25 protein-coding genes are annotated in these 21025 nt (G+C 74.6%); 16 read left to right on the top strand and 9 right to left on the bottom strand.

The window, feature by feature from the left end:
* Window positions 1-54: 54 nt before the first annotated feature.
* Window positions 55-2481, bottom strand: coding sequence for a hypothetical protein (locus ACGIF2_RS14700; protein ID WP_396047664.1), 2427 nt, complete (start codon window positions 2479-2481; stop codon window positions 55-57).
* 1 nt (window position 2482) lies between these two features.
* Entirely contained in the window at window positions 2483-3088 is a 606-nt protein-coding gene (locus tag ACGIF2_RS14695) for a hypothetical protein (protein ID WP_396047666.1), read from the bottom strand.
* A gap of 365 nt (window positions 3089-3453) precedes the next feature.
* On the opposite strand from ACGIF2_RS14695, the gene ACGIF2_RS14690 reads away from it, so the two are divergent.
* Genes ACGIF2_RS14690 through ACGIF2_RS14665 form a run of 6 tightly spaced genes read left to right on the top strand, consistent with a single transcriptional unit; the run spans window position 3454 to window position 5992 of the window.
* Window positions 3454-3933, top strand: a complete 480-nt coding sequence (locus tag ACGIF2_RS14690; protein WP_396047668.1) for an Asp23/Gls24 family envelope stress response protein — start codon at window positions 3454-3456, stop codon at window positions 3931-3933.
* Window positions 3930-4271: a hypothetical protein gene (locus ACGIF2_RS14685; RefSeq protein WP_396047670.1), complete on the top strand. Its 342-nt coding sequence runs from the start codon at window positions 3930-3932 to the stop codon at window positions 4269-4271. The genes ACGIF2_RS14690 and ACGIF2_RS14685 overlap by 4 nt, the downstream gene beginning before the upstream one ends.
* 24 nt (window positions 4272-4295) lie before the next feature.
* Entirely contained in the window at window positions 4296-4475 is a 180-nt protein-coding gene (locus ACGIF2_RS14680; protein ID WP_396047672.1) for a DUF2273 domain-containing protein, read from the top strand.
* Window positions 4468-4842 carry an Asp23/Gls24 family envelope stress response protein gene (locus ACGIF2_RS14675; RefSeq protein WP_396047674.1) on the top strand — a complete coding sequence of 125 codons (375 nt, stop codon included), beginning with the start codon at window positions 4468-4470 and terminating at the stop codon, window positions 4840-4842. Before ACGIF2_RS14680 ends, ACGIF2_RS14675 begins: the two co-directional genes overlap by 8 nt.
* Window positions 4839-5417 carry a DUF6286 domain-containing protein gene (locus ACGIF2_RS14670; protein ID WP_396047676.1) on the top strand — a complete coding sequence of 193 codons (579 nt, stop codon included), beginning with the start codon at window positions 4839-4841 and terminating at the stop codon, window positions 5415-5417. The genes ACGIF2_RS14675 and ACGIF2_RS14670 overlap by 4 nt, the downstream gene beginning before the upstream one ends.
* Window positions 5414-5992, top strand: a complete 579-nt coding sequence (locus tag ACGIF2_RS14665; protein ID WP_396047678.1) for a hypothetical protein — start codon at window positions 5414-5416, stop codon at window positions 5990-5992. Before ACGIF2_RS14670 ends, ACGIF2_RS14665 begins: the two co-directional genes overlap by 4 nt.
* A gap of 38 nt (window positions 5993-6030) precedes the next feature.
* Here the strand turns inward: ACGIF2_RS14665 and ACGIF2_RS14660 are convergent, their stop codons facing one another.
* Window positions 6031-7722, bottom strand: coding sequence for a DUF885 domain-containing protein (locus ACGIF2_RS14660; RefSeq protein ID WP_396047680.1), 1692 nt, complete (start codon window positions 7720-7722; stop codon window positions 6031-6033).
* Window positions 7723-7765: 43 nt separating this feature from the next.
* The gene (locus tag ACGIF2_RS14655; protein ID WP_396047682.1) at window positions 7766-8503 is read right to left on the bottom strand and encodes a YoaK family protein; all 738 of its coding nucleotides are present in this window, start codon (window positions 8501-8503) and stop codon (window positions 7766-7768) included.
* 275 nt (window positions 8504-8778) lie between these two features.
* On the opposite strand from ACGIF2_RS14655, the gene ACGIF2_RS14650 reads away from it, so the two are divergent.
* Both ACGIF2_RS14650 and ACGIF2_RS14645 read left to right on the top strand, forming a co-directional pair.
* Window positions 8779-9921, top strand: coding sequence for an LLM class flavin-dependent oxidoreductase (locus ACGIF2_RS14650; RefSeq protein WP_396047755.1), 1143 nt, complete (start codon window positions 8779-8781; stop codon window positions 9919-9921).
* The gene (locus tag ACGIF2_RS14645) at window positions 9918-10550 is read left to right on the top strand and encodes an FMN reductase (RefSeq protein ID WP_396047684.1); all 633 of its coding nucleotides are present in this window, start codon (window positions 9918-9920) and stop codon (window positions 10548-10550) included. Before ACGIF2_RS14650 ends, ACGIF2_RS14645 begins: the two co-directional genes overlap by 4 nt.
* 65 nt (window positions 10551-10615) lie before the next feature.
* On the opposite strand, the gene ACGIF2_RS14640 is transcribed toward ACGIF2_RS14645, so the two are convergent.
* A complete protein-coding gene (locus tag ACGIF2_RS14640; protein WP_396047686.1) occupies window positions 10616-11443 on the bottom strand; it encodes an SGNH/GDSL hydrolase family protein in 828 nt (275 codons plus the stop codon).
* A 146-nt stretch (window positions 11444-11589) separates the two neighbouring features.
* Here ACGIF2_RS14640 and ACGIF2_RS14635 point away from each other — a divergent pair, with 146 nt between their 5' ends.
* Together ACGIF2_RS14635 and ACGIF2_RS14630 are read left to right on the top strand one after the other, a co-directional pair.
* Entirely contained in the window at window positions 11590-12294 is a 705-nt protein-coding gene (locus ACGIF2_RS14635; protein ID WP_396047688.1) for a YoaK family protein, read from the top strand.
* Window positions 12291-13031, top strand: a complete 741-nt coding sequence (locus tag ACGIF2_RS14630; RefSeq protein ID WP_396047690.1) for a YoaK family protein — start codon at window positions 12291-12293, stop codon at window positions 13029-13031. Before ACGIF2_RS14635 ends, ACGIF2_RS14630 begins: the two co-directional genes overlap by 4 nt.
* Before the next feature lie 3 nt (window positions 13032-13034).
* Here ACGIF2_RS14630 and mqo read toward each other — a convergent pair whose 3' ends face one another.
* Window positions 13035-14522: a malate dehydrogenase (quinone) gene (gene mqo, locus ACGIF2_RS14625; RefSeq protein WP_396047692.1), complete on the bottom strand. Its 1488-nt coding sequence runs from the start codon at window positions 14520-14522 to the stop codon at window positions 13035-13037.
* Window positions 14523-14657: 135 nt separating this feature from the next.
* Here mqo and ACGIF2_RS14620 point away from each other — a divergent pair, with 135 nt between their 5' ends.
* The 4 genes from ACGIF2_RS14620 (at window position 14658) to ACGIF2_RS14605 (ending at window position 17249) form a co-directional block, all read left to right on the top strand.
* On the top strand, window positions 14658-14861 hold the full coding sequence (locus ACGIF2_RS14620) for a hypothetical protein (RefSeq protein ID WP_396047694.1): 204 nt from the start codon (window positions 14658-14660) through the stop codon (window positions 14859-14861).
* 70 nt (window positions 14862-14931) lie between these two features.
* On the top strand, window positions 14932-16173 hold the full coding sequence (glp, locus tag ACGIF2_RS14615; RefSeq protein WP_396047696.1) for a gephyrin-like molybdotransferase Glp: 1242 nt from the start codon (window positions 14932-14934) through the stop codon (window positions 16171-16173).
* Window positions 16170-16805: a molybdenum cofactor guanylyltransferase gene (locus ACGIF2_RS14610; RefSeq protein ID WP_396047698.1), complete on the top strand. Its 636-nt coding sequence runs from the start codon at window positions 16170-16172 to the stop codon at window positions 16803-16805. Before glp ends, ACGIF2_RS14610 begins: the two co-directional genes overlap by 4 nt.
* A gap of 99 nt (window positions 16806-16904) precedes the next feature.
* Window positions 16905-17249 carry a DUF6457 domain-containing protein gene (locus ACGIF2_RS14605; protein WP_396047700.1) on the top strand — a complete coding sequence of 115 codons (345 nt, stop codon included), beginning with the start codon at window positions 16905-16907 and terminating at the stop codon, window positions 17247-17249.
* Between the two features lie 4 nt (window positions 17250-17253).
* Here ACGIF2_RS14605 and moaA read toward each other — a convergent pair whose 3' ends face one another.
* Window positions 17254-18354 (bottom strand): GTP 3',8-cyclase MoaA, encoded by a 1101-nt coding sequence (gene moaA, locus ACGIF2_RS14600; protein ID WP_396047702.1) that lies wholly within the window; start codon window positions 18352-18354, stop codon window positions 17254-17256.
* Window positions 18351-18833, bottom strand: coding sequence for a molybdenum cofactor biosynthesis protein B (locus ACGIF2_RS14595; RefSeq protein WP_396047704.1), 483 nt, complete (start codon window positions 18831-18833; stop codon window positions 18351-18353). The genes moaA and ACGIF2_RS14595 overlap by 4 nt, the downstream gene beginning before the upstream one ends.
* A 62-nt stretch (window positions 18834-18895) precedes the next feature.
* Here ACGIF2_RS14595 and ACGIF2_RS14590 point away from each other — a divergent pair, with 62 nt between their 5' ends.
* Window positions 18896-19693, top strand: a complete 798-nt coding sequence (locus ACGIF2_RS14590) for a helix-turn-helix transcriptional regulator (protein ID WP_396047706.1) — start codon at window positions 18896-18898, stop codon at window positions 19691-19693.
* Here the strand turns inward: ACGIF2_RS14590 and ACGIF2_RS14585 are convergent.
* The gene (locus tag ACGIF2_RS14585) at window positions 19684-20391 is read right to left on the bottom strand and encodes an alpha/beta fold hydrolase (protein ID WP_396047708.1); all 708 of its coding nucleotides are present in this window, start codon (window positions 20389-20391) and stop codon (window positions 19684-19686) included. The genes ACGIF2_RS14590 and ACGIF2_RS14585 overlap by 10 nt on opposite strands.
* A 129-nt stretch (window positions 20392-20520) precedes the next feature.
* Here ACGIF2_RS14585 and ACGIF2_RS14580 point away from each other — a divergent pair, with 129 nt between their 5' ends.
* Complete coding sequence (locus tag ACGIF2_RS14580) at window positions 20521-21012, top strand: DsbA family protein (protein WP_396047710.1); 492 nt, start codon at window positions 20521-20523, stop codon at window positions 21010-21012.
* Window positions 21013-21025 lie beyond the last annotated feature (13 nt).

The following is a 21025-nucleotide window of genomic DNA, read 5'->3' as shown; positions in this document are numbered from 1 at the left end:
GCCTCCCGCGCGACGCCCGTCGTCGTCCCGACCGTGTGTGCGGTCGACCGGGGGTCAGGCGAACCGGCGCCGCGCGAACGCGGCCAGTGCCCCACCCAGACCGAACAGCGCGATCGCCGCGGTGCCGCGCCCGAGCGAGCTCGCCCCTGCACCGTCCGCCCCCGCGATGTCGATCGAGTACGCCGTGACGGACTCCGCACCCTTGGGGCCGCCGTAGGCCATCGACTCGTCGGCCGCCCGCGCCGCACCCGCCTCGATCACGGCGTACTTCACGCCGTAGTCGGCGGCCGTGGCCGCGCCGGTCTCGACCAGCACCGAGGTGCCCTGCTCGGAGAGCTGCTCGGCGCCGTCGACGAGGGCCGGTGCGCCGCCCGCCGCCGTGCCGAGACCCTCGGCCAGGGTCTGCGAGCCGTCCGCCGCGGTGCGCAGACCCGCGGAGAGCTGGTTCGCGCCGACCGAGAGCTGCCCGGTGCCGGCTGCCAGCTTCGAGGACCCGGCAGCGAGCTGGCTCGTCCCACCGGCGAGCTGCGACGAGCCGGACTTGAGAGCCGTGGCGCCGGCGGACAGCTGCCCGAGTCCGCCGACGAGCGTCTTCCCGCCCGCGGACAGCTGCCCGACGCCCGCGCTCAACGACCCGACACCGCCGCGCAGCGTCCCGTCGGCCTTGGTCTGGCCTGCGACTCCGACACCTGCTCGCACCTTGGCGACCACGCCCGCCGTGAGCGCATCGACGCCGCCCGCGGCGAGGTCGAGTCCTTCCTTCAGCCCGGGCGCCTTCGGGTCGCAGGCGCCGCTGGCGGCGTTGGACAGGCCGCACCGGGCGCCCTGCACCTTGGCGACGATCGAGCTCGTCAGGCCGGTGAGGCCCTTGAACGCCGAGGCCAAGGAGACGGGTGTCGTGGGCGCTGCGGCGTACGTCGCCGGGTCGTACAGGGTTGCTAGGCCTTGGAACTGGGCCTGCTGGGTGGGGTCCGTGGTCTGCGCGGCGAGCCCCTGGAACAGCTGGTGGAGCGCCCCCATCTGCGTGGCGTCGGTCGCCACGCTCACGGTCGCGGTGGTCGAGGAGAGGACTCCGAAGACCGTCGCGAGACTCGACTGGACGGCCTGCAGGGCGGTCAGCCCGTCGAGCAGGGACGTCACCCCGTTCTTCAGCGTCGTGATGCCGTCCTGGATCGGCTTGGCCTGGGCGGGGACGCCACCGATGTCGTCGTACATCTTCGCGAGCCCCTGGTCCATGGTCGTGAGCCCGTCGCTGACCGCCGTGAGGCCGCCCAGGAGCTCGGGCACCTTGGCACCGGCCGAGGACAGGCCGGTGTCGAGCGCGGCGGCGCCGGTCGCGAGCTGCTGCGCGCCGGCATCGGCCGAGCGGGCCCCGGTCGCGAGCGCGGCAGCGCCGTCGTCGGCCGTCGCGGCGCCCGCGGCGAGCTTGGCGGCTCCCGGGGCGGCGGTGTCGTTGAGGCCGGCCGAGAGCTTGTCGGCGCCCGCCTGGAGCTGGAGCAGCCCGTCGAGGAGCGTCGCGGCGCCGTCGCGCAGCTTGAGCAGGTTCGCGTCGATCTCGGTGGCGCCTGCGGTGAGGGCGACACCGCTCGCGGCGCCGCCGGCGTAGCTGGCCGACCCGCCCTTGAAGGACGGGCTGGTGAGCGGCGAGACGGGCAGCACCGAGACGTTCGCGGGCGGGATCTCGCCGCGCGTGATCTGGGCGGTGTAGCCGAACTCGGCCGTCGGGGAGCCGATGGGCGGGAACAGCGTCATGGTGTAGCTCATCTTGGTGCCGCCGCGGCCGTCGCCGGCCATGTTGGCCTCGTCGGACGTGACGGCGGTGAAGGTGGACGGCAGCGTGGTGGTGAGCTGGCCGACCACGGGGACGACGGTCTCGGCGGTCGCGGTGACCTGCTTGCCGGTGCCGTCGTCGTACGTGACCTCGTCCTGCCGGGTGGTCAGGTTGGTCACCGTGTAGCGGACCTCGAGCGTGCCGGACCTGCCGACGACCGCGCCCGGGCTGACCTTCTCGCCGTCGAGGAGATACTCGACGGCGACGCGGACGGGCAGCTCGCCGGTGAAGTCGCTCACTGTGCGCAGCCGCTTCTCGCCGTCGACGGTGACGGTGGTCTGCATCGCGCCGTCCTCGAGCGTGAAACCGCCGAAGCCATCGAGGTTGCGCAGCCCCTTGGTCGAGACGGGGTTGCTCACGGTCGTGGTGCCGTGGCCGGTGAACGCGAGCTGTTCGTAGACGCGCGCGACCTGGAGCCTGCCGTTGGCGTCGAGCCGGGCCTGGACGGTCTCGGTGTTGGTCACCACGACGTCCGCGTCTGACGCGGCGCGCACGGCACCGGCCGCGGTGGCGGGTGCGGCGGCGACGAGCAGCGCGAGCGGGAGCCCGAGCGTCGCGACGCCGGCCCGGCGCAGGGTGGTGCGGCGCAGCGAGGTACGGCGCAGGGCGGTGCGGCGCAGCGTGGCGCGGTGCGGGTGGGGTGCGGTCATGTCAGGCCTCCGGGGCGGGCTCGAAGGGGCGGTACGCGGCGGGCTCGGAGGTGCGGGTCGAGGGGCGTGCGCGCGTGGCGTCCGGCGGGGGAGCGTCGTCGTGCTCCACCGCGCGGTCGTGCTCGACGGTGGGCCCGAGCAGCGCGGTCGCGAAGAAGCCCGCGCCTGCGGTGAGGAGCACGGCGGTCGCGGCGACGGGGGAGGTCGTGACGAAGCCGGACGGGTCGGCCGCGTACGCGGCCTCGTACGAGCCGGCCATGGCGGCGGCCCCGAGCAGCGCGGCCCACAGCGGCAGACGTCCCCGGGTGCCGGCGCCGACGGCGAGGCACACGAGCAGCACGACGAGCACCGCGACGGCCCGGCCGCTGGGTGCGTCGGGCAGTGCAGAGGCGCGCAGCAGGTAGCCGAGCCACGCGGCGGCGAAACCGACCGCGAAGGCCGCGGCACGCTGGCCGGGCGTGCGGTCGGGCACGAGCCCGAGCGCACCGCCGAGTGCCGCCCCGAGCAGTGCGACCCCTTGGACCTCGGGGCCGAGCACGCCGGACAGCAGGACGGTGAGGGTCGCGAGCACGGCGAGGAAAGCCCCCGCGAGCACGTGTCTGGTCATGACCACCTCGTTGTGGTGTGAGTCGTGGAGGCAGGGCCGGGAGCGAGGACGACCGGGTCCGACCTGGGACCTAGGTCCCGCCGGACCGAGCAGCCACTGTCTAGCAGCGCCTGACGTGGGTGGAACAGTGAGTACTAGGTACTTCCCCGGCGCGGCGGCAGATCGTTATCGGCCCGTGACCTCTGGGGGGAGGGGAGCGGTATGTCCCTCTCTGCCCCACCAGTCCGACCTGCGAGGTGCGGAGAGCGGGGGGCGGTGCTCCACTGGAAGTCGTCACATACGTGACACCCGACGTCGGGCGCCTCGCGTCTGCGGGGAACGTCGTCGCCACGGAACCCTGCGGGGGCAGAGGGAAGAGGCACATCGTGAGCGAGCAGTCCGGAACGAGCAGCACCAGCACGAGCAGCACCAGCAAGAGCCACAGCGCGCTCGACAGCGCGCAGGGCATGACCACGATCGCGGACACCGTGGTGAGCACCATCGCCGGCCTGGCGACCAAGGAGATCCAGGGTGTGCACGGGCTCGGCAGCGGTGCCTCACGCACCGTCGGGGCCCTGCGCGACCGGATCCCCGGCACGCACCCCAACTACTCGCAGGGAGTGGGCGTCGAGGTCGGCGAGAAGCAGGCCGCCGTGGACGTCTCGGTGATCGTCGAGTACGGCGTGGCCATCGCCGACGTCGCGTCGGCGATCCGCCAGAACGTCATCTCGTCGGTCGAGCGGATGACGGGCCTGGAGGTCTCCGAGGTGAACATCACCGTGGTCGACATCCACCTCCCCGACGAGGACGACAGCGGCGACTCGGGCGGCAAGGACAGCAGCCAGCAAGGGTCGCGCGTGCAATGAGCGACCCCGCACCGTCCCCCGGGGCGCACGTCCCGAAGGACCCCAGCCCGGCGGACGACCTCGCGCCCGTCGGGTCGGTCGAGCCCGCGGACATCGTGGAGGCCGCGGTGCTGGCCGTGCCCGGCGTGGCGCGACTGTCCGGCGGGGCCGCCACCTACCTCCCCGGCCGACGCGTCGCCGGCGTCCGGCTCGATCCCGGACGCACCGAGGTGCACGTGGTCGTGACGCTCGATCGGCCGGTCCCCGACGTCGCCGACGCGGTGCGCGCCGCGGTCCAGCAGGTGCGCCCCGCGCCGGTCGACGTCCACGTCGACGACCTCGAGGTCCCCGACACCTGATCTCTTCCGACACCTGGAGCTGACATGTCCATCTCCGTCATCGGTCTGTTCGTCGGCATCCTGCTGGCGATCGCCGCCACGTTCGGCGGCTTCGGAGGCTTCCTGCTCGCGGTCGTCCTCGGAGCCATCGGTCTGCTCATCGGCATGCAGATCGAGGGTCGGCTCGACATCGGGTCGATGATCCAGGGCCGCCGTCGTGGCTGACGTCGCCGACGAGCCCGGCAGCCGCGGCACGACCCACGTCGAGGACCGTGCCGTGACCCACCTGGCCGCCCGCTCCGCGCTCGAGGTCGACGGCGTGGCGAACGCACGCGACGTCTCGGGGCGGGTGTCCCACCTGCTCGGGCGGGACTACCCACGCACCACAGTGACGACGGCGGGGCAGCGTGCGCGGCTCACGCTCGAGATCGCACTGCTGTGGCCGCGCTCCGCGTCCGAGGTCGCGGCGGCCGTGCGGGACCGGGTGCGCGAGCAGCTCGGGTCGCTGCTCGACATCCAGGCCGACTCGGTGGCCGTCGAGGTGCGGCGCGTCGTGTCGGTGCCCCCCCGCGAAGGGGCCCGGGTCCGATGAGCGCGCAGCACCTGGCCCCCGGGTCGACCCCGCTGCGGCCGGCCCGCGAGCTCACGGGCTCCGGGGTGATCGGCGTGGTGGGCGTCGTGCTCGCGGTGCTGACGGTGGCCCTCGGCGTCGCCCTCGTGCGCGACGCGCTCGTCGCCGCCGGCGTCCTGTCGGGAACGACCTGGTACAGCTCGGCGGTCGACGCGCTCGACGGGCTCGAGCCGACCACGGGCGTGCTGATCGCGGGCATCGTGCTCGCGCTCGTGGGCCTGTGGCTCGTGGTCGTCGCGTTCCGCCGGCGTCGGCGCAAGACCCTGCAGCTGCAGTCGGCCGCGGGGGTGGGGCTGCGCCCCAAGGCCCTGGCCCGCCTGGCCAAGGCCGCCGCCGCCGACGTCGACGGGGTGCTCGAGGCCCGCGCGGGTGCGAGCCGCTCGACGGTCGACGTCGAGATCCTCACGACCGGTGACCGGAACACCGCGCTGCGGGTGCGGGACGTCGTCGCGGCACGGCTCGCGCCGCTCAAGCGCCCACCGCGCGTCAACGTCCGCGCGCGTGCCTCGCACGCCCACGAAGGGACAACCCCATGAGCCGCTCCGTGCTCGGCTGGGACCGGGCCGTGGCCTGCGTGCTGGGCATCGTGCTCCTGGTCGCAGGTCTCCTGGCCATCGCCTGGTGGGGCGGCTACCTCGACTCGTGGTGGACCCCTCCCGACCAGCTCGCGACGGGCGGTGCGGCCGACCAGGTCGACCAGTCGTGGTGGCCGTGGGCGGCGGGCGTGCTCGGTCTGCTGCTCGTGCTGCTGGGCCTGCGCTGGCTGTGGGGGCACGTCCCGCGTCGCGGGGCGGGACCGCTCCGGCTCGAGGGGTCGAGCCCGTCGGGTGCGCTGAGCATCGACGCGAACGAGGCCACCCGCGCCGCCGCCGACGTCCTCGCCGGGACGCCGGGCGTGCGGTCCGCGAGCGGTTCGTTCATCCGGGACCGTGGCGAGCTCGTCGCGGGGCTCGTGGTCACGGTCGACCCGACCGCCGATCTCGACGGCGTCGGGTCCGCGATCGAGGTCGCGAGCGCTGACCTGCACCGGGTGCTGGGCCGTGACGACGTGCACCTGCGGGCGCAGGTGCACGTCGCCAAGGACGAGCAGCGGGGATCGCGCGTCACCTGACGGGTGCGCGCCGATGCCCCGGGGTCAGAGCGCCGCCGTCAGAGGACGCTGAGCTCGCGCTCGAGGTCGTCGAGCCCGAGCGCACCGATCGACAGCGCAGCGGTGTGCCAGGCACGCAGGTCGAAGACCTCCCCGACCGCTTCCCGACGGGCACGGGCCGCCGCCCTGCCCGCGAGCCAGGCCCGCTCGCCGAGCTTGTAGCTGATGGCCTGCCCGGGCCAGCCCAGGTAGCGCACGACCTCGCTCGCCACGAACTCGGCGGGCGAGCCCGAGCGGGCCGCGAAGAACTCCTCGCCCAGCTCGGCGGTCCAGACCTCGCCCGGGTGGAACGGCGAGGACGCGGGGATCTCGAGGCCCAGGTGCATGCCGATGTCGATGATCACGCGCACGGCGCGCATCCGCTGACCGTCGAGGTAGCCCAGGCGGGCGCCCGGGTCCTTGAGGTAACCGAGCTCGTCCATGAGCCGCTCGGCGTACAGGGCCCAGCCCTCGGTGGTGGCCGAGACCGAACCGACGCTCACCTGGAAGCGCGAGAGCTCGCCCGCGCGGTAGGCCCACTGGCCGAGCTGCAGGTGATGGCCGGGCACGCCCTCGTGGTACCAGGTGCTGATGAGGTCCCAGGTGGGGAACCGGGTGCGCCCCAGCGTCGGCAGCCAGGTGCGGCCCGGACGCGCGAAGTCGAGCGACGGGCGCGTGTAGTAGGGCGCGGCGGCGGCGCCGGGCGGGGCGATCATGGCCTCGACGCGGCGCACCGGCTCGGCCACGTCGACCACTGTGCCGTCGAGCTCGGCGATCGCGGTGTCCATCATGCGCTGCAGCCAGGCACGGACCTCCTCGACGCCCTCGACCGCCTCGCCGTGCACGTCGAGGTGCGCGAGCGCCTGCGCGGGGGTCGCACCCGGCAGCACGCGATCGGCCTCGGCGAGCATCTGCTCCTCGATCCGGGCGAGCTCCTCCCAGCCCCACGCGTACGCGTCCTCGGGGTCGAGCGTCGCACCGATGCTGGCGCGGGCCGAGACCAGGTAGCGCTCGCGGCCGACCCCGTCCGGGGTGCCCTCGACCGCCGGCAGGTACTCGGTCGCGATCCACGCGCGCAGCTCGTCGACGCCGTCCGCGGCGGACCGGGCCGCCGCGTCGAGCTCGGCGCGCAGCGAGGCCGGTCCCGCGGCGACGAAGCCCGCGTGCCAGCCCGGCTCCTCGCCGCGCGGCAGCCACGCGGCGAGCTGGTCGACCACCGCGGCGGCCTGGCGCGGTGCGCTCACGTGGCCGCGGCGCAGCCCCTCGGCGAGCGAGCGGCGGTACGACCGGGCGGACTCGGGCACGCGGGCCATGCGGCGGGCCACGACGGCCCAGTCCTCGTCGGTGGCCGTCGGCATCATGAGGAAGATCGACTGGAGCTGGTGCACGGGCGAGCCGATGGGGCGCAGGCTCACGAGCAGCTCGCCCGTGTCGTGCGCCGCGAGCCGGGCGCCGATGCGTTCGCGCAGCAGCGTCGCGCAGCGCCGGTCGTCGTCGTTCTCGAGCCGCGCCGTGTCGAGCCTGCCGAGCACGTCGCACGCGGCTCGGGCCCAGGCCGCGTCGGCCTCGGGGGAGAGGTCGGGCATGCGGTCGTCGCCGGGGCGGATGCCCAGCGCGGTCCCGACACCGGGATCGAGGTCGGCGAGCGTCTCGACCCACTGGTCGGCGAGCTCGCGGGCGGTGGGCGTGGTCGGTGCGGAGAGCTGTGTCACTGCCCCACCGTATCCGGGGCCGTGGCCGCGCCCGGTCGGGTCATCAGCCGGCGAGGTCGGGCGCGGGGGGCGGGGTCGGGGCCTGGGTCACCGGGGCGCCGTGGTGCTGCGCGCGGTTCCCGGCCACCAGCGTGAGCGTGCCGAGGGCGAAGACGCCGCCCGAGACGAGCAGCGCGACCGGGCCGTCGCCCACCTTGAGGCACGTCGCGCCGAGCCCGGCGCCGGCGCCCATCGCGACGACCGCCAGGAAGCGGTGGCGCCACTGGTGCGGGGTCTGGCTGCCGCCGCCCAACCGCGACTCGCGCGTGAGGTTGGCGAGGGTGTTGGTGACGACCACGGTGGTGATGTCGGTGTTGCCGACGGGCTTGACCGCCGCGACCTGCGCACCCATCAGCGCGGCGAGGAGCGCGGTCAGCGTGGCCTCGGCGGTGCCGCCGATGTCGCCGGCCAGCACCCACCAGCCGGTCAGGGCGAGGATCAGGGCGGTGCCCGACACGAGCAACCAGACGCTGCGTCGCGGCAGCCCCACGGGGTGCCCGCGCCCGACGACCCGGCCGCCGAGCACCGACCCGAGGGCGAAGCCGACCAGCGCGAGCGCGTTGTTGAGCAGCGGTATGCCGTCCACCCCGACGAACGCGAAGGCCACGAACAGCACGTTGCCGGTCATGTTGCCGGTGAACACCCGGTCCAGGGCGAGGTAGCTGACGGCGTCGATCGCACCGGTCGCGGCGGTGAGGAGGAGCAGACCCGTGGTGAACAGGCCGGCGGCGGAGCGGGGCATCAGGAGTCCTCCAGCAGGGTGTCAGCAGGTGGAACTCGAGGTCGAGCTCGACCGAGCGGGCCGCGGTCAGCGGGCCCGAGGCGTCGAGCACGTCCTGGTGGGCAACCTAGCCCCTCTGCGGTCGGATGGCCTGACACGGTCGGCCGGGTCGTCAGCGGCCGACCGTGACGCAGCCGACGGCGGAATATCGGCTGCGGGGTTGGGGTTCCAGCGCACAAGTGGTTGAATGTTTGACAACCTCGGAGTCGCAGGAGCAGGAGCACCACATGCCTCAGATGCAGTTCGGCATCTTCACCGTCGGCGACGTCACGACCGACCCCACCACCGGTCGCACGCCGACCGAGCACGAACGGATCAAGGCGACGGTCACGATCGCCAAGCACGCCGAGGACGTCGGCCTCGACGTCTTCGCGACGGGCGAGCACCACAACCCGCCGTTCGTGCCCTCGTCGCCCACCACGCTGCTCGGGTACGTCGCCGCGCAGACCGAGCGCATCCTGCTGTCGACCTCGACCACGCTCATCACGACGAACGACCCGGTCAAGATCGCCGAGGACTACGCCTACCTCCAGCACCTCACCGACGGGCGCATGGACCTCATGATGGGCCGCGGCAACACCGGCCCCGTGTACCCGTGGTTCGGCAAGGACATCCGCCAGGGCATCAACCTGGCCGTCGAGAACTACGCGCTGCTGCACCGGCTGTGGCGCGAGGACGTGGTCGACTGGGAGGGCAAGCACCGCACGCCCCTGCAGTCGTTCACCGCGACGCCCCGCCCGCTCGACGGCGTGCCGCCGTTCGTGTGGCACGGCTCGATCCGCAGCCCCGAGATCGCCGAGCAGGCCGCCTACTACGGCGACGGCTTCTTCCACAACAACATCTTCTGGCCCATCGAGCACACCCGGCAGATGGTCGAGCTCTACCGCCGCCGCTTCGAGCACTACGGCCACGGCAGCGCCGACCAGGCCATCGTCGGGCTCGGAGGCCAGGTGTTCATGCGGGCCAGCAGCCAGGACGCCAAGCGCGAGTTCCGGCCCTACTTCGACAACGCCCCCGTCTACGGCCACGGCCCGACGATGGAGGAGTTCACCGCGCAGACCCCGCTCACGGTCGGCAGCCCGCAGGAGGTCATCGACCGCTACGCCACGATGCGCGAGCACGTCGGGGACTACCAGCGCCAGCTGTTCCTCATGGACCACGCGGGCCTGCCCCTCAAGACCGTGCTCGAGCAGCTGGACCTGCTCGGCGGCGAGGTCGTGCCCGCGCTGCGCAAGGAGTTCGCCGCCGGACGTCCCGCCCATGTGCCCGACGCGCCCACGCACGCCGCCCGGGTCGCCGCGGCGGGCGACCGCCCGGCACCGACCCTCGTCCACGCGGTCGACGACGTCACCGGCGCCTCCCCGGAGGCCTCCCGATGACGCGCCGGACGCTTGCCGTCGTCACGTCGGGCCTGCGTGAGCCGTCCTCGACCCGCCTGCTCGCCGACCGGCTCGCCGCGGCGACGGTGCGGGAGCTCGAGGCCCAGCGCATCGAGGTGGACGTCGAGGTGATCGAGCTGCGGCTGCTCGCGCACGACCTGACCAACATGCTCCTGACGGGCTTCGCGGCCGGTGAGCTGCGCGCCGCGCTCGACACGGTGGCCCGCGCCGACGGGGTGATCGCGGTGACGCCGATCTTCTCGGGCTCGTACTCGGGGCTGTTCAAGAACTTCTTCGACGTGACCGAGCAGGGCGCGCTCGCTGGCACCCCGGTGCTGCTGGGCGCGACCGCGGGCACCGCCCGGCACTCGCTGGCGCTCGACCACGCCCTGCGGCCGCTGTTCGCCTACCTGCGCGCGCTCGTGGTGCCCACGGGAGTGTTCGCGGCGACCGAGGACTTCGGCGCCACGGCACGCCAGGACGTCTCGGACGACGCGGGTGCCCTCGACCAGCGTGTGGACCGGGCCGGGCGCGAGCTCGCCGGGCTCGTGGCCGCCCGGGCCCCGCACGAGGTCGCGGACCCGTTCGCGAACCCCACGTCGTTCGAGGACCTCCTCGCCGGGGGCTGACCTGCGTCTCGGCCGTGCCGGCGTCGTCGGCACGGCCTGACCGGTCGGCCGTCGGGGCAGGTCGGTCAGCGCGTGACGCCGAGCGCGTCGAGCACCAGGTCCGACATCGCGAGGTGCCCGGCCTCGTCGGGGTGGTAGGGCGGCAGGTTCAGCCCGGGGAAGAAGCCGGTGACCCACGGCTCGGGCGCTCCTGCATGGTGCTCGCGGCTCGCGGCCGACGCTCGCACGAGCGTCGCGCCGTGGTCGTGCGCGACCTTCGCCGTCGAGTCCTCGAGCGCGTGCGCGACGTGCCACAGGAACTCCTGCTCGTCGGCGGTCAGCGGGACCTCGGGCACGGCGGTGCCGAGCGGTGGCAGCACGGTGAGGTAGTCCACCAGCACGATGCGCGCGTCGGGCGCGTGCGACCGCACGGCGTTGACCACGTCCCCGAGCCGGGGCCCGATGCCGCGCAGACCCTCCTCGACGCGTGCCCGGTCCACGGGCTGCGCGGGGGGTGACGTGATGCTGCCCGGGCCGTGCGGCAGCTGCCCGCGCTCGGCGGCGTGCACGGCCGACCACGAGCGCAGCGCGGCGACGAACCCCACGTCGTTGCCACCTGCCGTGAGCGTCACGAGCGCGGTGTCGGGCAGCAGCGCGTCGACCTGCCGAGGGAGCGGTGGTCCTTTGACCCCCGCGGACTCGGGGATGCTCAGGATGTCGTCGAGGGAGGCGCCCCGGCACGTCCTGTCGCCGAGCGCCAGCTCGAGCATCGCCGCGACCTGGTGCGGGTAGTTCCCGTCCGAACGCGCGCACTCGACGTCGACGGTCACCGGGATGCCCGGCCCGGCCGCATACGAGTCGCCGAGCGCCACGTAGCCGCTGCCGACGGGCAGCCAGTCGGGTCGGGTCGTCATCTGCTCAGGTCTACCCCCGGCCTGTGCCGGACGCACCCGCAGCGCGGCCCCGCCGCACCCCACCTAGCCTGGAAGGCCTCGGTGGTCCCGCGCGCGAGGCACCGCACCCGTGGGCCGGTGATCGGGGCCAGTGATCGGGAGGGCCGATGGTCTTCGAGGCGCTGCGTCGCGACACCCGCCGTCATGAGGTGGTCCTCCTCCTCGTGCTGACGTTCGGCACGGGCGTGGTCGACGCGGTGAGCTACCTCGCGCTGGACCGGGTCATCGCGGGCAACATGTCGGGCAACATGCTGCTGCTCGGCATGGCCCTCGCCGGTGGGGCGCACCTGCAGGTGGTCGGCCCGGTGGTCGCGTTCGCCGCGTTCTGGGTCGGAGCCCAGCTGTGCGGCGTCGCGCTGCGCTCCACGCCAGACGGGTGGACGAGGCGCACGTCGGCCCTGGTCGCGACCTCGGGGGCGACGGTCGGCCTGGTCGGGGTCGGCCTGGTCGTGGTGCCGCCTGCGACGAGCCGTCCCGCGGCGCTCGGGGCCGCGGCCGTGCTCGGCGCCTGCATGGGGCTGCAGGCCGCGGCGGCGCGCGCGACCGGTATCCCCGAGGTGCCCACCGACGTGGTGACCACCGCGATCGTGGACCTGGGCCTCACCTTCCATCGGCACGTGGACCGCTCCCCGGGGTGGGGCCGACGGATGGGCAGCTTCGTGCTCATCGGCGCGGGCGCGCTCGTCGGGGCGCTGCTCATCAGCGTGCACCCCGCCCTCGCACTCGGGCTCGTGGCCGCGCTGAGCCTGGGCGTCGCCGTCGCGGGGCGGGTGCGGCTCGAGCAGGGACGGACCACGGCGGTGGCGCCGTGACGCGCGCCCGAGGGCCCGCGACCCTGGCCGGTCGCGACGTGCTGCGACGCGAGGCGGGACTGCTCCTGGTGCTGACCTTCGCGACCGGCATCGTCGACGCCGTGGGGTACCTCGTGCTCGCCCGGGTGTTCACGGGCAACATGACGGGGAACACGGCCCTGCTCGGCATGTCCCTCACCGGGGCGGCGGGGCTGGGGACCGTCGGGCTCGCCCTCGCCCTGTCGACGTTCTGGGTGGGGGCTGTGCTGTCCGGGCGGGCGCTGCGCGGGGGCGAGCGGGTGTGGACCGGGCACACCACGGCGCTGCTCGGCGCGACGGGCCTGGGGGTCGGGGTCGTCGCGCTCGCGCTCGCGCGGTCGTCGGCCCAGCCACCGCGGCCGGTCGCTCTCGCGTCGGCCGCCGTGCTCGGCGCGTGCATGGGGCTGCAGGCCGCGACAGTTCGCCAGCTGGGCGTGGCGGACGTGCCGACGGTCATCGTCGACGAGCAGGTCACGGGCCTGGCCGGGGACCTCGGGCGACGTCGGCCCCAACCGTGGGTGCGGCGCTCGGGCAGCATCGTGATGCTGGTGGGCGGCGCCCTGGTCGGGACGCTGCTGATCCGGGTGCACGCCGGGCTCGCGCTGGGGGTTGCCGGGGGGCTGGCCGTGACGGTGGCGCTGGTCGGGTACGTGACGCTGGCGCGAACCCGGCCGTCGGGGGCCGTCGGGTCGGGCGACCCGGTCCGGGGGGACGGCTGAGGGTCAGGGCTCGACGTCGACCTGGTCGCCGTCGACGAGCTGGTCCAGCGCGAACGCGTCGTCCCAGTCGTCGCTGCCCAGGCTCGGCATCATGGCATGCAGCTTCGGGCCCCACACGTCGACCCGGTCGGGGAAGCAGCGCTCGAGCAGGTCGAGCATCGTGGCGACGGCGGTCGAGGCGCCCGGCGAGGCGCCGAGCAGGCCCGCGATGGTCCCGTCGGCGGCCGTGACGAGCTCGGTGCCGAACTCGAGCACCCCACCCTGGGTCGGGTGCTTCTTGATGACCTGGACGCGCTGGCCCGCGGTGATGAGCTCCCAGTCGCGCAGGTCGGCGGTGGGCACGAACGCCCGCAGGGTGCGCAGGCGACGCGTCTCGGACGCCGTGAGCTCGCTGACGAGGTACTTCAGCAGGTCCATGTTGTGCAGGCCCACGGCCAGCATGGGGACGACGTTCGCGGGCCGGATCGAGCGGAGGAGGTCGAACGGCGAGCCGTGCTTGAGGAACTTCATGCTCCAGCCGGCGTAGGGGCCGAACAGCAGCGCCGTCTGCCCGTCGACCACCCGCGTGTCGAGGTGCGGCACCGACATGGGCGGGGAGCCGACGTCAGCCATTCCGTACACCTTCGCCAGGTGCTGACGCACGAGGCCGGGGTCGGTGGTGCGCAGGAACTGCCCGCTGATGGGGAAGCCGCCGTAGCCCTTGGCCTCGGGGATGCCCGAGCGCTGCAGCAGGTTGAGCGCCCCGCCCCCGGCGCCGATGAACACGAAGCGCGCGGTGACGGTGCGGTGCCGTGGCGTCGCGTTCCAGCGGCGGTCCTTGACGCGCAGCCGCCACGTCCCGTCGGGGAGCTGGCGCAGCCGGCGCACCTCGTGCTCGAGGTGGACGGTCGCGCCGCGCCGGGTGACGTCGGCGACGAGCGCGTGGGTCAGCGCGCCGAAGTCGACGTCGGTGCCCTCGGAGGCCCGTGTCGCGGCGACGGGCTCGTCGGGGTCGCGCTCGAGAAGGAGGAGCGGTGCCCAGGCCCGGATCGTCTCGGGGTCGGTCGTGAACTCGATGTCCGCGAACAGCGGGTGGCTGCGCAGCGCGTCGGCGCGTCGGCGCAGGTGGTCGACGTTGGCGGCGCCGCGCACGAACGTCATGTGGGGTGCGGGGGAGACGAACTCCGTGCCGTCGGGCAGCCGGCCGCTCGTCAGCAGGTGGCTCCACAGCTCGCGGGACAGCTCGAACTGCTCGTTGATGGTCACCGCCTTGGCGATGTCGATCGTGCCGTCGGGCCGCTCGTGCGTGTAGTTCAGCTCGCACAGCGCGGCGTGGCCGGTGCCGGCGTTGTTCCAGGCGTTCGAGCTCTCCTGGGCGAGGCCGGGCCGACGCTCGTAGATCTCGATCGTCCACGTCGGCTCGAGCGTCGAGATCAGCGCGGCGAGCGTCGCGCTCATGATCCCGCCGCCGACGAGGACGACGTCCACGGGCTGCTGAGAGCTGTCAGGCACCGACGAATCATAGGATGACTCTCGAACCGGACGCGGTGGCTGTCCGGAGTGCGGTCACCAGCCGCGCGGGGGACTGGCGCGGGGAGCAGCGGGACCGCGGATGCGGCCACGCCCGAGCGGTGGCAGCGTGGACGGATGGAGCAGACACCCGGCGAGCCGCACGAGGACCCGTCCGACGTCGACGCCGCGGACTACGACACCGACGCCGACCCGGACAACCTGAACCCGCGATCGGGGGCGAACGCCGCGGGCGACCCCACGGACGACCCCGACGCCGACACCGACGCGGACCCGCACAACCTCAACCCGCGGCACGACCGCGGCTCGCAGCAGCACTGACCCGCTCCGCCGGTGCCCTCGGCGCGGGGTCCTAGGAGGTGCTCCCGGGACTGCGGATAGCGTGGGGGCCATGACGACGCACCAGGCCCCCCGGACGGTCGCCGAGCACCTGCAGGCCGTGCTCTCGCTGGTCACCGCGCTGCCGCCGGTCACGGTCACCCTCGAGGACGCGGCGGGCATGGTGCTGGCCCACGACGTCACGAGCCCGGACGCCCTGCCCCGGTTCACCAACTCCGCGATGGACGGCTACGCGGTCCGCGCGCAGGACGTGGCCGCGGCAACTCCTGAGAACCCCGTGACGCTGCGGGTCGTCTCCGACCTGCCCGCCGGGGTCGACCCCGACCGCGCGGTCGAGCCGGGCACCGCGGCGCGCATCATGACGGGAGCGCCGGTGCCGCCCGGCGCCGACGCGATCGTCCCGGTCGAGCAGACCGACGCAGGCACCGTCACGGTGAGCATCCGGGCCGCCGCCCGCCCGGGTGCGCACGTGCGCCGCGCGGGGGAGGACGTCGCCGCCGGCACCGTGGTGCTGAGCGCCGGCCAGGAGCTCACCCCCTACCGGGTCGCGACGGTCGCCGCGCTCGGGCGCCCCGAGGTCGTGGTGCACCGGCGCCCGCACGTCGTCGTGCTCTCCACCGGCTCCGAGCTCGTGACGCCCGGCACCGCCCTGCGCCCCGGGCAGATCCCTGACTCCAACTCCTACCTGCTGGCCGCCGCGGCGCACTCCGCAGGCGCGAGCGTCCACCGCCTCGGTGCTGTGCCCGACGACGCCGACTCGCTGCGGGCCGTGCTCGAGGCGCAGCACCCGACGGCCGACCTGATCGTGACCTCGGGCGGGGTGAGCCAGGGCGCGTACGACGTGGTCAAGGAGGTGCTCGCCCCGCTGCCCGGCATGGAGTTCGTGCCCGTCGCGATGCAGCCCGGCAAGCCGCAGGGCCTCGGCAGGCTCAACGACGGCACGCCCGTGATCGCGCTGCCCGGCAACCCCGTGAGCGCGTACGTGTCGTTCGAGGCGTTCGTGCGCCCGGCGCTGCACGCGATGCGGGGCCTGACCGGTGCCGCCCTGCACCGCCCGCGCCTGCGTGCCCGCGCGAGCGAAGGCTGGTCCTCGCCCGTGGGTCGCGAGCAGCACATCCCGCTCGCCCTGACCGACGGGCCCGACGGCGTCGAGGTGCGTCCGTCGGCCGTGCGCGGCTCGGGATCGCACCTCGTGGCCAGCCTCGCGCTCGCGGACGCCCTGGGGATCGTGCCGGCGGACGTGACCGCGGTCGAGCCGGGCGACGAGGTGACGGTCGTGCGGATCGCCCCGTGACCGGGTCCGGCGTCCCGACGGAGACGCCCGACGCCGGGCGGCTCACGTCGTTCGACGCCGTGGTGCTCGCGGGCGGCCGGGCCAGCCGCCTCGGTGGGGTCTCCAAGCCCGACGTCCGCGTGCGCGGGCGGCGCATGCTCGAGCACGTGCTCGACGCGGTCGCGGTCGCGGGTGCGCGTCGCGTCGCGGTCGTCGGGCCGCCCACGCTCGACGTGCCGGGCGGCGTGCTGCTCACGCTCGAGGACCCGCCCGACGGCGGACCTGCCGCGGGCGTCGCCGCCGGCCTCGTCGCGCTCGACGCGGGGACCGACCGAGCCGCGGCGTGGGTGCTGCTGCTCGCGTGCGACCTGCCGCTCGTCGGCGGCGCCGTGCCGCTGCTCCTCGGTGCGGGCGCCCAGGGGCCCGACGGCGCGATGCTGGTCGACGCGGACGGCCGCGACCAGCCGCTCGTCGGCATCTACCGCCGGGCGGCCCTCGACGAGAGCGTCGAGCGCCTCGAGCGCGGGCGCGGGGTGCGTGGGGCCCCGGTGCGCGCCGTGCTCGGTGACCTCGACGTGCGACGCCTCGCCGACGCGGACGGTGCCGCGGTCGACGTCGACACCTGGGAGGCCGTGCGCCTCCTGGACGGCTGACGGGCGCCTCGACCCGCGTCTTGGACCGCTGTCCGGGCGCCCTGCCCCGTCCCGTGGCACGATGGAAGGACGCGGCTTGTGCGACAGGGGAGGCGCGGCATGACCGACAGCTCACCCCGACCGGTGCTCCCGGTCGGCCGGCTCATCGAGGCGCCGGGGACACCGCTCGACGTCTGGTTCCACACGCTCGCGCGTGACCTCGGGGTCGACGCCGACGTCGTCGACGAACAGACGCTGCTGGCGGTCGTGCAGCACGCGGCACGCAGCGTGGGCAAGCCCGCCGCGTCACCGCTCACGGCATTCCTGGTCGGGTACGCCGCCGGCATCGGTGCCGGACCGCTGGCCGACGCGATGCACCGCGCCGACGACCTCGCGACCGACTGGTACGCCCGGTGGATGGCCATGGGCGGCCCGCACGACTGGTCCCGCGCCGAACCCGTCTGAGCCGTCAGCCGCCGATCGCGCTCATGGGGCGGTCGGGCTGCAGGAACGCGGGGTCGTCGATGCCGTGGCCGGGCTGCTTGCCCGCGACACAGGTGCGGAAGGCCGCCACGAGCGCGCCGTCGTCGGCGCCCGAGCGCAGCAGGGCGCGCAGGTCGGTCTCGGTGCGGGCGAACAGGCATGAGCGCAGCTGGCCGTCGGCCGTGAGCCGCAGCCGGTCGCACGCCCCGCAGAACGGCTGCGACACCGAGGCGATGACCCCGACCCTGCCGGGACCGCCGTCGACGAGCCAGCGCTCGGCGGGGGCGGCGCCGCGCCCGGGCACCGGGGTCAGCGTGAACGCCCCGGCGAGCCGCTCGAGGATCTCGGCGCCGGTGACCATGGTGGTGCGCCGCCACGAGTGGCCCGCGTCGAGCGGCATCTGCTCGATGAACCGCATCTCGTAGTCGCGCTCGGTGGCGAACCGCACCAGGTTCACCAGCTCGTCGTCGTTGACGCCGCGCATCGCGACCGCGTTGAGCTTGACCGGGTGCAGCCCGGCCGCGTCGGCCGCCGCGATGCCCGCGAGGGTGTCCGCGAGCCGGTCCCGGCGGGTCAGCGCGAGGAACCGGTCGGCCCGCAACGTGTCGATGCTGATGTTGACGCGCGTGAGCCCCGCGTCCGCGAGGCGACTGGCGAGCTGGGGCAGGCGCAGCGCGTTGGTGGTGAGCGAGACCTCGGGGGCCCCGTGCGGTCCGCGCAGCGCGCTCAGCGCGGCGACCACGTCCACGACGTCCGCTCGCAGCAGCGGCTCACCGCCCGTCAGGCGCAGCTCGTCGATCCCCGCCTGCTCGACCGCCACCGTGGCGATCCGCACCAGCTCGGCGGTGGTCAGCAGGTCGGTGCCCGGGATCCAGGGCACCCCCTCGGCGGGCATGCAGTACGTGCAGCGCAGCGAGCACCGGTCGGTCAGCGAGATGCGCAGGTCGCGGTGCACCCGCCCGAACCGGTCGGTGAGCGGCCCGGTGGTGGTGACCCGGGCGTCGGCCACCGGCGCGTCGGCGACCGGCCCCGGCGTGGTCGCGGCGGGGCGCAGCACCGGGAGGGGGAGCGGGACCGGGCTGCTCAATGGTCTCCGCCCACGAGCTGGTCGAGCAGGTGCGGCAGCAGCGGCGCGAGCACAGCGATCCCCTGCTCGACCGCACGCGTGGACCCGGGCAGGTTGACCACCACGGCGCCGCCCGCGGTGACCCCCGCGAGCCCGCGCGAGAGCACGGCGCTCGCGACGTGCGTCTGGCCTTCGCGGCGCAGCGCCTCGGCGAGGCCCGGCAGCTCGCGGTCGATCACCCCACGCGTCCCCTCGGGCGTCTGGTCGCGCGGCGTCACGCCCGTGCCACCGCTCGTCACCACGACCCGGGCCCCCGACGCGAGGACCTCGGCGAGGGCGGCGGCCACCGAGGCGGCGCCGTCGGGCACCACGACGGGCGCGCCGACGGTGAGCCCCGCGGCCTGCAGGAGCTCGACGGCGCGAGGCCCGGAGCGGTCCTCGCGCTCACCCCGGGAGCACCGGTCGGAGACGACGACGACTGTCGCGAGCACTGAGTTCATCGGGCAACCGTAGCGACCGATGGTCCTACGACCTCGCTGACCAGGTGGTTCACACTGGTGGCATGCCTTCTCAGCCGGTCAACGCGCACCGCGCGCTCGCATCGGACAAGCGGATGGCGATGGTGCATCTGCTCCAGCGCCAGGCCGGACCGATGAGCGCGGACGAGATCGCCAGCGGCGTCGGCCTGCACGTCAACACCGTCCGTGAGCACCTCGAGCGCCTCATGGACTCGGGCCTGGTCACGAGCGAGGTCGAGCGCCGGCACACCCGCGGACGCCCGCGCATCCTCTACAGCGCCGCGCCCGACATCGAGGCGCCGGGCGACGCGCGGGCCCGCGACCAGCTGGTCCGTGCGCTGCTCGCCGGCCTCGGCACCTCGGAGCCAGCGGCGCCCGCCTGCCCGGTGCGCCTGCCGGTGCAGGCCCCGCACCCCGGCGGCCAGGCCGAGGAGTGCGGCCGCACCTGGGCGCGGCTGCTCGACTCGCCGGTGCCCCCGGCGGACCACGCCGAGCTGGTGTCGCGCCCCGAGGCGCAGGCACAGCTGGCCGAGCTGCGCCACCAGCTGCACAGCCTGGGCTTCGAGCCCGAGACGGACCCCGAGGGCATGGAGGTGCACCTGCACCGGTGCCCGTTCGTCGACCTCGTCGCCCAGTCGCCCGACATCGTGTGCCAGGTGCACCTGGGCCTGAGCCAGGGCCTGCTCGAGAGCCACGACGGTCCCCTCGTCGCGACGTGGCTCGAGCGGTTCGTCGGGCCGCACCACTGCATCCTGCACCTGGGCGAGCGGGAGCCCGCCCCGGTCGACGACGACCCGCCGTACCCGGCCGACCCCGAGCACGGCGGCCCGGCTCAGGACTGAGCCCGGACCGCCGCGAGCACGAGTGCCGCGACGGCGTCCGGCTGCGAGAGCGCGATCGCGTGCGACCCCTCGATCTCGACCGTGGTCGCCCCGAGGCGCACGGCCGCCGCGCGCTGCGCGTCGGGGTCGATCGCGTGGTCCTGGGTGGCCACCGCGAACCACGTCGGCAGCGTCTTCCACGCGGGCGGCACCTCCAGCACCTGCTCGAGCCCTGCGAGGGCGAGCGGGCGCTGGCTCACGGCGAGCAGCGCTGTCTCCTCGTCGGGCAGGTCCGCGGCGAAGACCGAGCGGAACTTCTCGCGCTGGATGTACAGCTCGGGGCTGTCGCCGCCGGGGAACGTGTGCGGCTCGAGCGCGTCGTTGAGCTCGGGCTCGGCGAAGCCCGCGACCGACCCGACCGCGGACTGCCCGTGGTCGACGCCGAACGAGGCCACGAGCACGAGCGCCGTCACGTTGGGCGCCTTGCTGCCCGCGTAGGTGATGACCGGGCCGCCGTACGAGTGCCCCACGAGCACCACGGGGCCGTCGACCTGCGACGCGGCGTCGGCGACGTACTCGCCGTCGTGCGTCAGGCCGCGCAGGGGGTTGGCGAGGGCCTGCGCCGTCACGCCCTCGGCCTGCAGGCGCGCGATGACGCGCGACCAGCTCGACCCGTCGGCGAAGGCGCCGTGCACCAGCAGGACGGTGGGAGTCGACATGGGGTTCCCCTCTGGACAAATCGGACAGTCGTCATGCGACAGCAGACCAGCACCTGGGTCGCACGGCAAGGCGGAAGGCCCGTGCGTCCCCATGGCGCCGGTGCGATGCTGGGGGGCGAGGAGGCGCCCATGTCGCAAGGAGACGTCCGCGGTGACCCGAACGCGCCGGTCACGGTGGTCGAGTACGGCGACTTCGAGTGCCCCTACTGCCGCGCTGCGGTGCCGGTGCTCCGCGAGCTCGTCGACAGCTCGGGCGGGCAGGTCCGGCTCGTGTGGCGGAGCTTCCCGCTCTTCGAGATCCACCCGCACGCCCTCGCCGCGGCGCTCGCGGCCGCGGCGGCCGGGGCGCAGGGCCGGTTCTGGCCGATGCACGACCTGCTCTTCGCGCACCACGACGCGCTCGACGACGCGAGCCTGGGCCGGTACGCGCAGTCGCTCGGCCTCGACCCGTCGAGCGTCGTCGGCCCGGCCGCGCAGGCGTACTCCGACGTGGTCCGGCGCGAGTACCAGGCGGGAGTCGACGCGGGTGTGCAGGGCACGCCGACGCTGTTCATCGACGGCGAGCGGTACGTGGGGCGGATCGAGCTCCCGGACCTGCGCGCAGCCGTCGGCCTGGGCTGAACCCGGCCCGCCG

The organism is Cellulomonas sp. P22 (assembly GCF_044392165.1).
The sequence above is the reverse complement of the archived record's forward strand: the minus strand, read 5'-3'. Positions and strand labels throughout refer to the sequence as shown.

Bases quoted from the DNA above. Each gene is read 5' to 3' on its own strand.
- ACGIF2_RS14700 (WP_396047664.1), bottom strand. From the start codon at position 2,481: ATGACCGCACCCCACCCGCACCGCGCCACGCTGCGCCGCACCGCCCTG.
- ACGIF2_RS14695 (WP_396047666.1), bottom strand. From the start codon at position 3,088: ATGACCAGACACGTGCTCGCGGGGGCTTTCCTCGCCGTGCTCGCGACC.
- ACGIF2_RS14685 (WP_396047670.1), top strand. From the start codon at position 3,930: ATGAGCGACCCCGCACCGTCCCCCGGGGCGCACGTCCCGAAGGACCCC.
- ACGIF2_RS14680 (WP_396047672.1), top strand. From the start codon at position 4,296: ATGTCCATCTCCGTCATCGGTCTGTTCGTCGGCATCCTGCTGGCGATC.
- ACGIF2_RS14670 (WP_396047676.1), top strand. From the start codon at position 4,839: ATGAGCGCGCAGCACCTGGCCCCCGGGTCGACCCCGCTGCGGCCGGCC.
- ACGIF2_RS14665 (WP_396047678.1), top strand. From the start codon at position 5,414: ATGAGCCGCTCCGTGCTCGGCTGGGACCGGGCCGTGGCCTGCGTGCTG.
- ACGIF2_RS14655 (WP_396047682.1), bottom strand. From the start codon at position 8,503: ATGCCCCGCTCCGCCGCCGGCCTGTTCACCACGGGTCTGCTCCTCCTC.
- ACGIF2_RS14650 (WP_396047755.1), top strand. From the start codon at position 8,779: ATGCAGTTCGGCATCTTCACCGTCGGCGACGTCACGACCGACCCCACC.
- ACGIF2_RS14645 (WP_396047684.1), top strand. From the start codon at position 9,918: ATGACGCGCCGGACGCTTGCCGTCGTCACGTCGGGCCTGCGTGAGCCG.
- ACGIF2_RS14640 (WP_396047686.1), bottom strand. From the start codon at position 11,443: ATGACGACCCGACCCGACTGGCTGCCCGTCGGCAGCGGCTACGTGGCG.
- ACGIF2_RS14635 (WP_396047688.1), top strand. From the start codon at position 11,590: ATGGTCTTCGAGGCGCTGCGTCGCGACACCCGCCGTCATGAGGTGGTC.
- ACGIF2_RS14620 (WP_396047694.1), top strand. From the start codon at position 14,658: ATGGAGCAGACACCCGGCGAGCCGCACGAGGACCCGTCCGACGTCGAC.
- glp (WP_396047696.1), top strand. From the start codon at position 14,932: ATGACGACGCACCAGGCCCCCCGGACGGTCGCCGAGCACCTGCAGGCC.
- ACGIF2_RS14605 (WP_396047700.1), top strand. From the start codon at position 16,905: ATGACCGACAGCTCACCCCGACCGGTGCTCCCGGTCGGCCGGCTCATC.
- ACGIF2_RS14595 (WP_396047704.1), bottom strand. From the start codon at position 18,833: ATGAACTCAGTGCTCGCGACAGTCGTCGTCGTCTCCGACCGGTGCTCC.
- ACGIF2_RS14590 (WP_396047706.1), top strand. From the start codon at position 18,896: ATGCCTTCTCAGCCGGTCAACGCGCACCGCGCGCTCGCATCGGACAAG.
- ACGIF2_RS14585 (WP_396047708.1), bottom strand. From the start codon at position 20,391: ATGTCGACTCCCACCGTCCTGCTGGTGCACGGCGCCTTCGCCGACGGG.
- ACGIF2_RS14580 (WP_396047710.1), top strand. From the start codon at position 20,521: ATGTCGCAAGGAGACGTCCGCGGTGACCCGAACGCGCCGGTCACGGTG.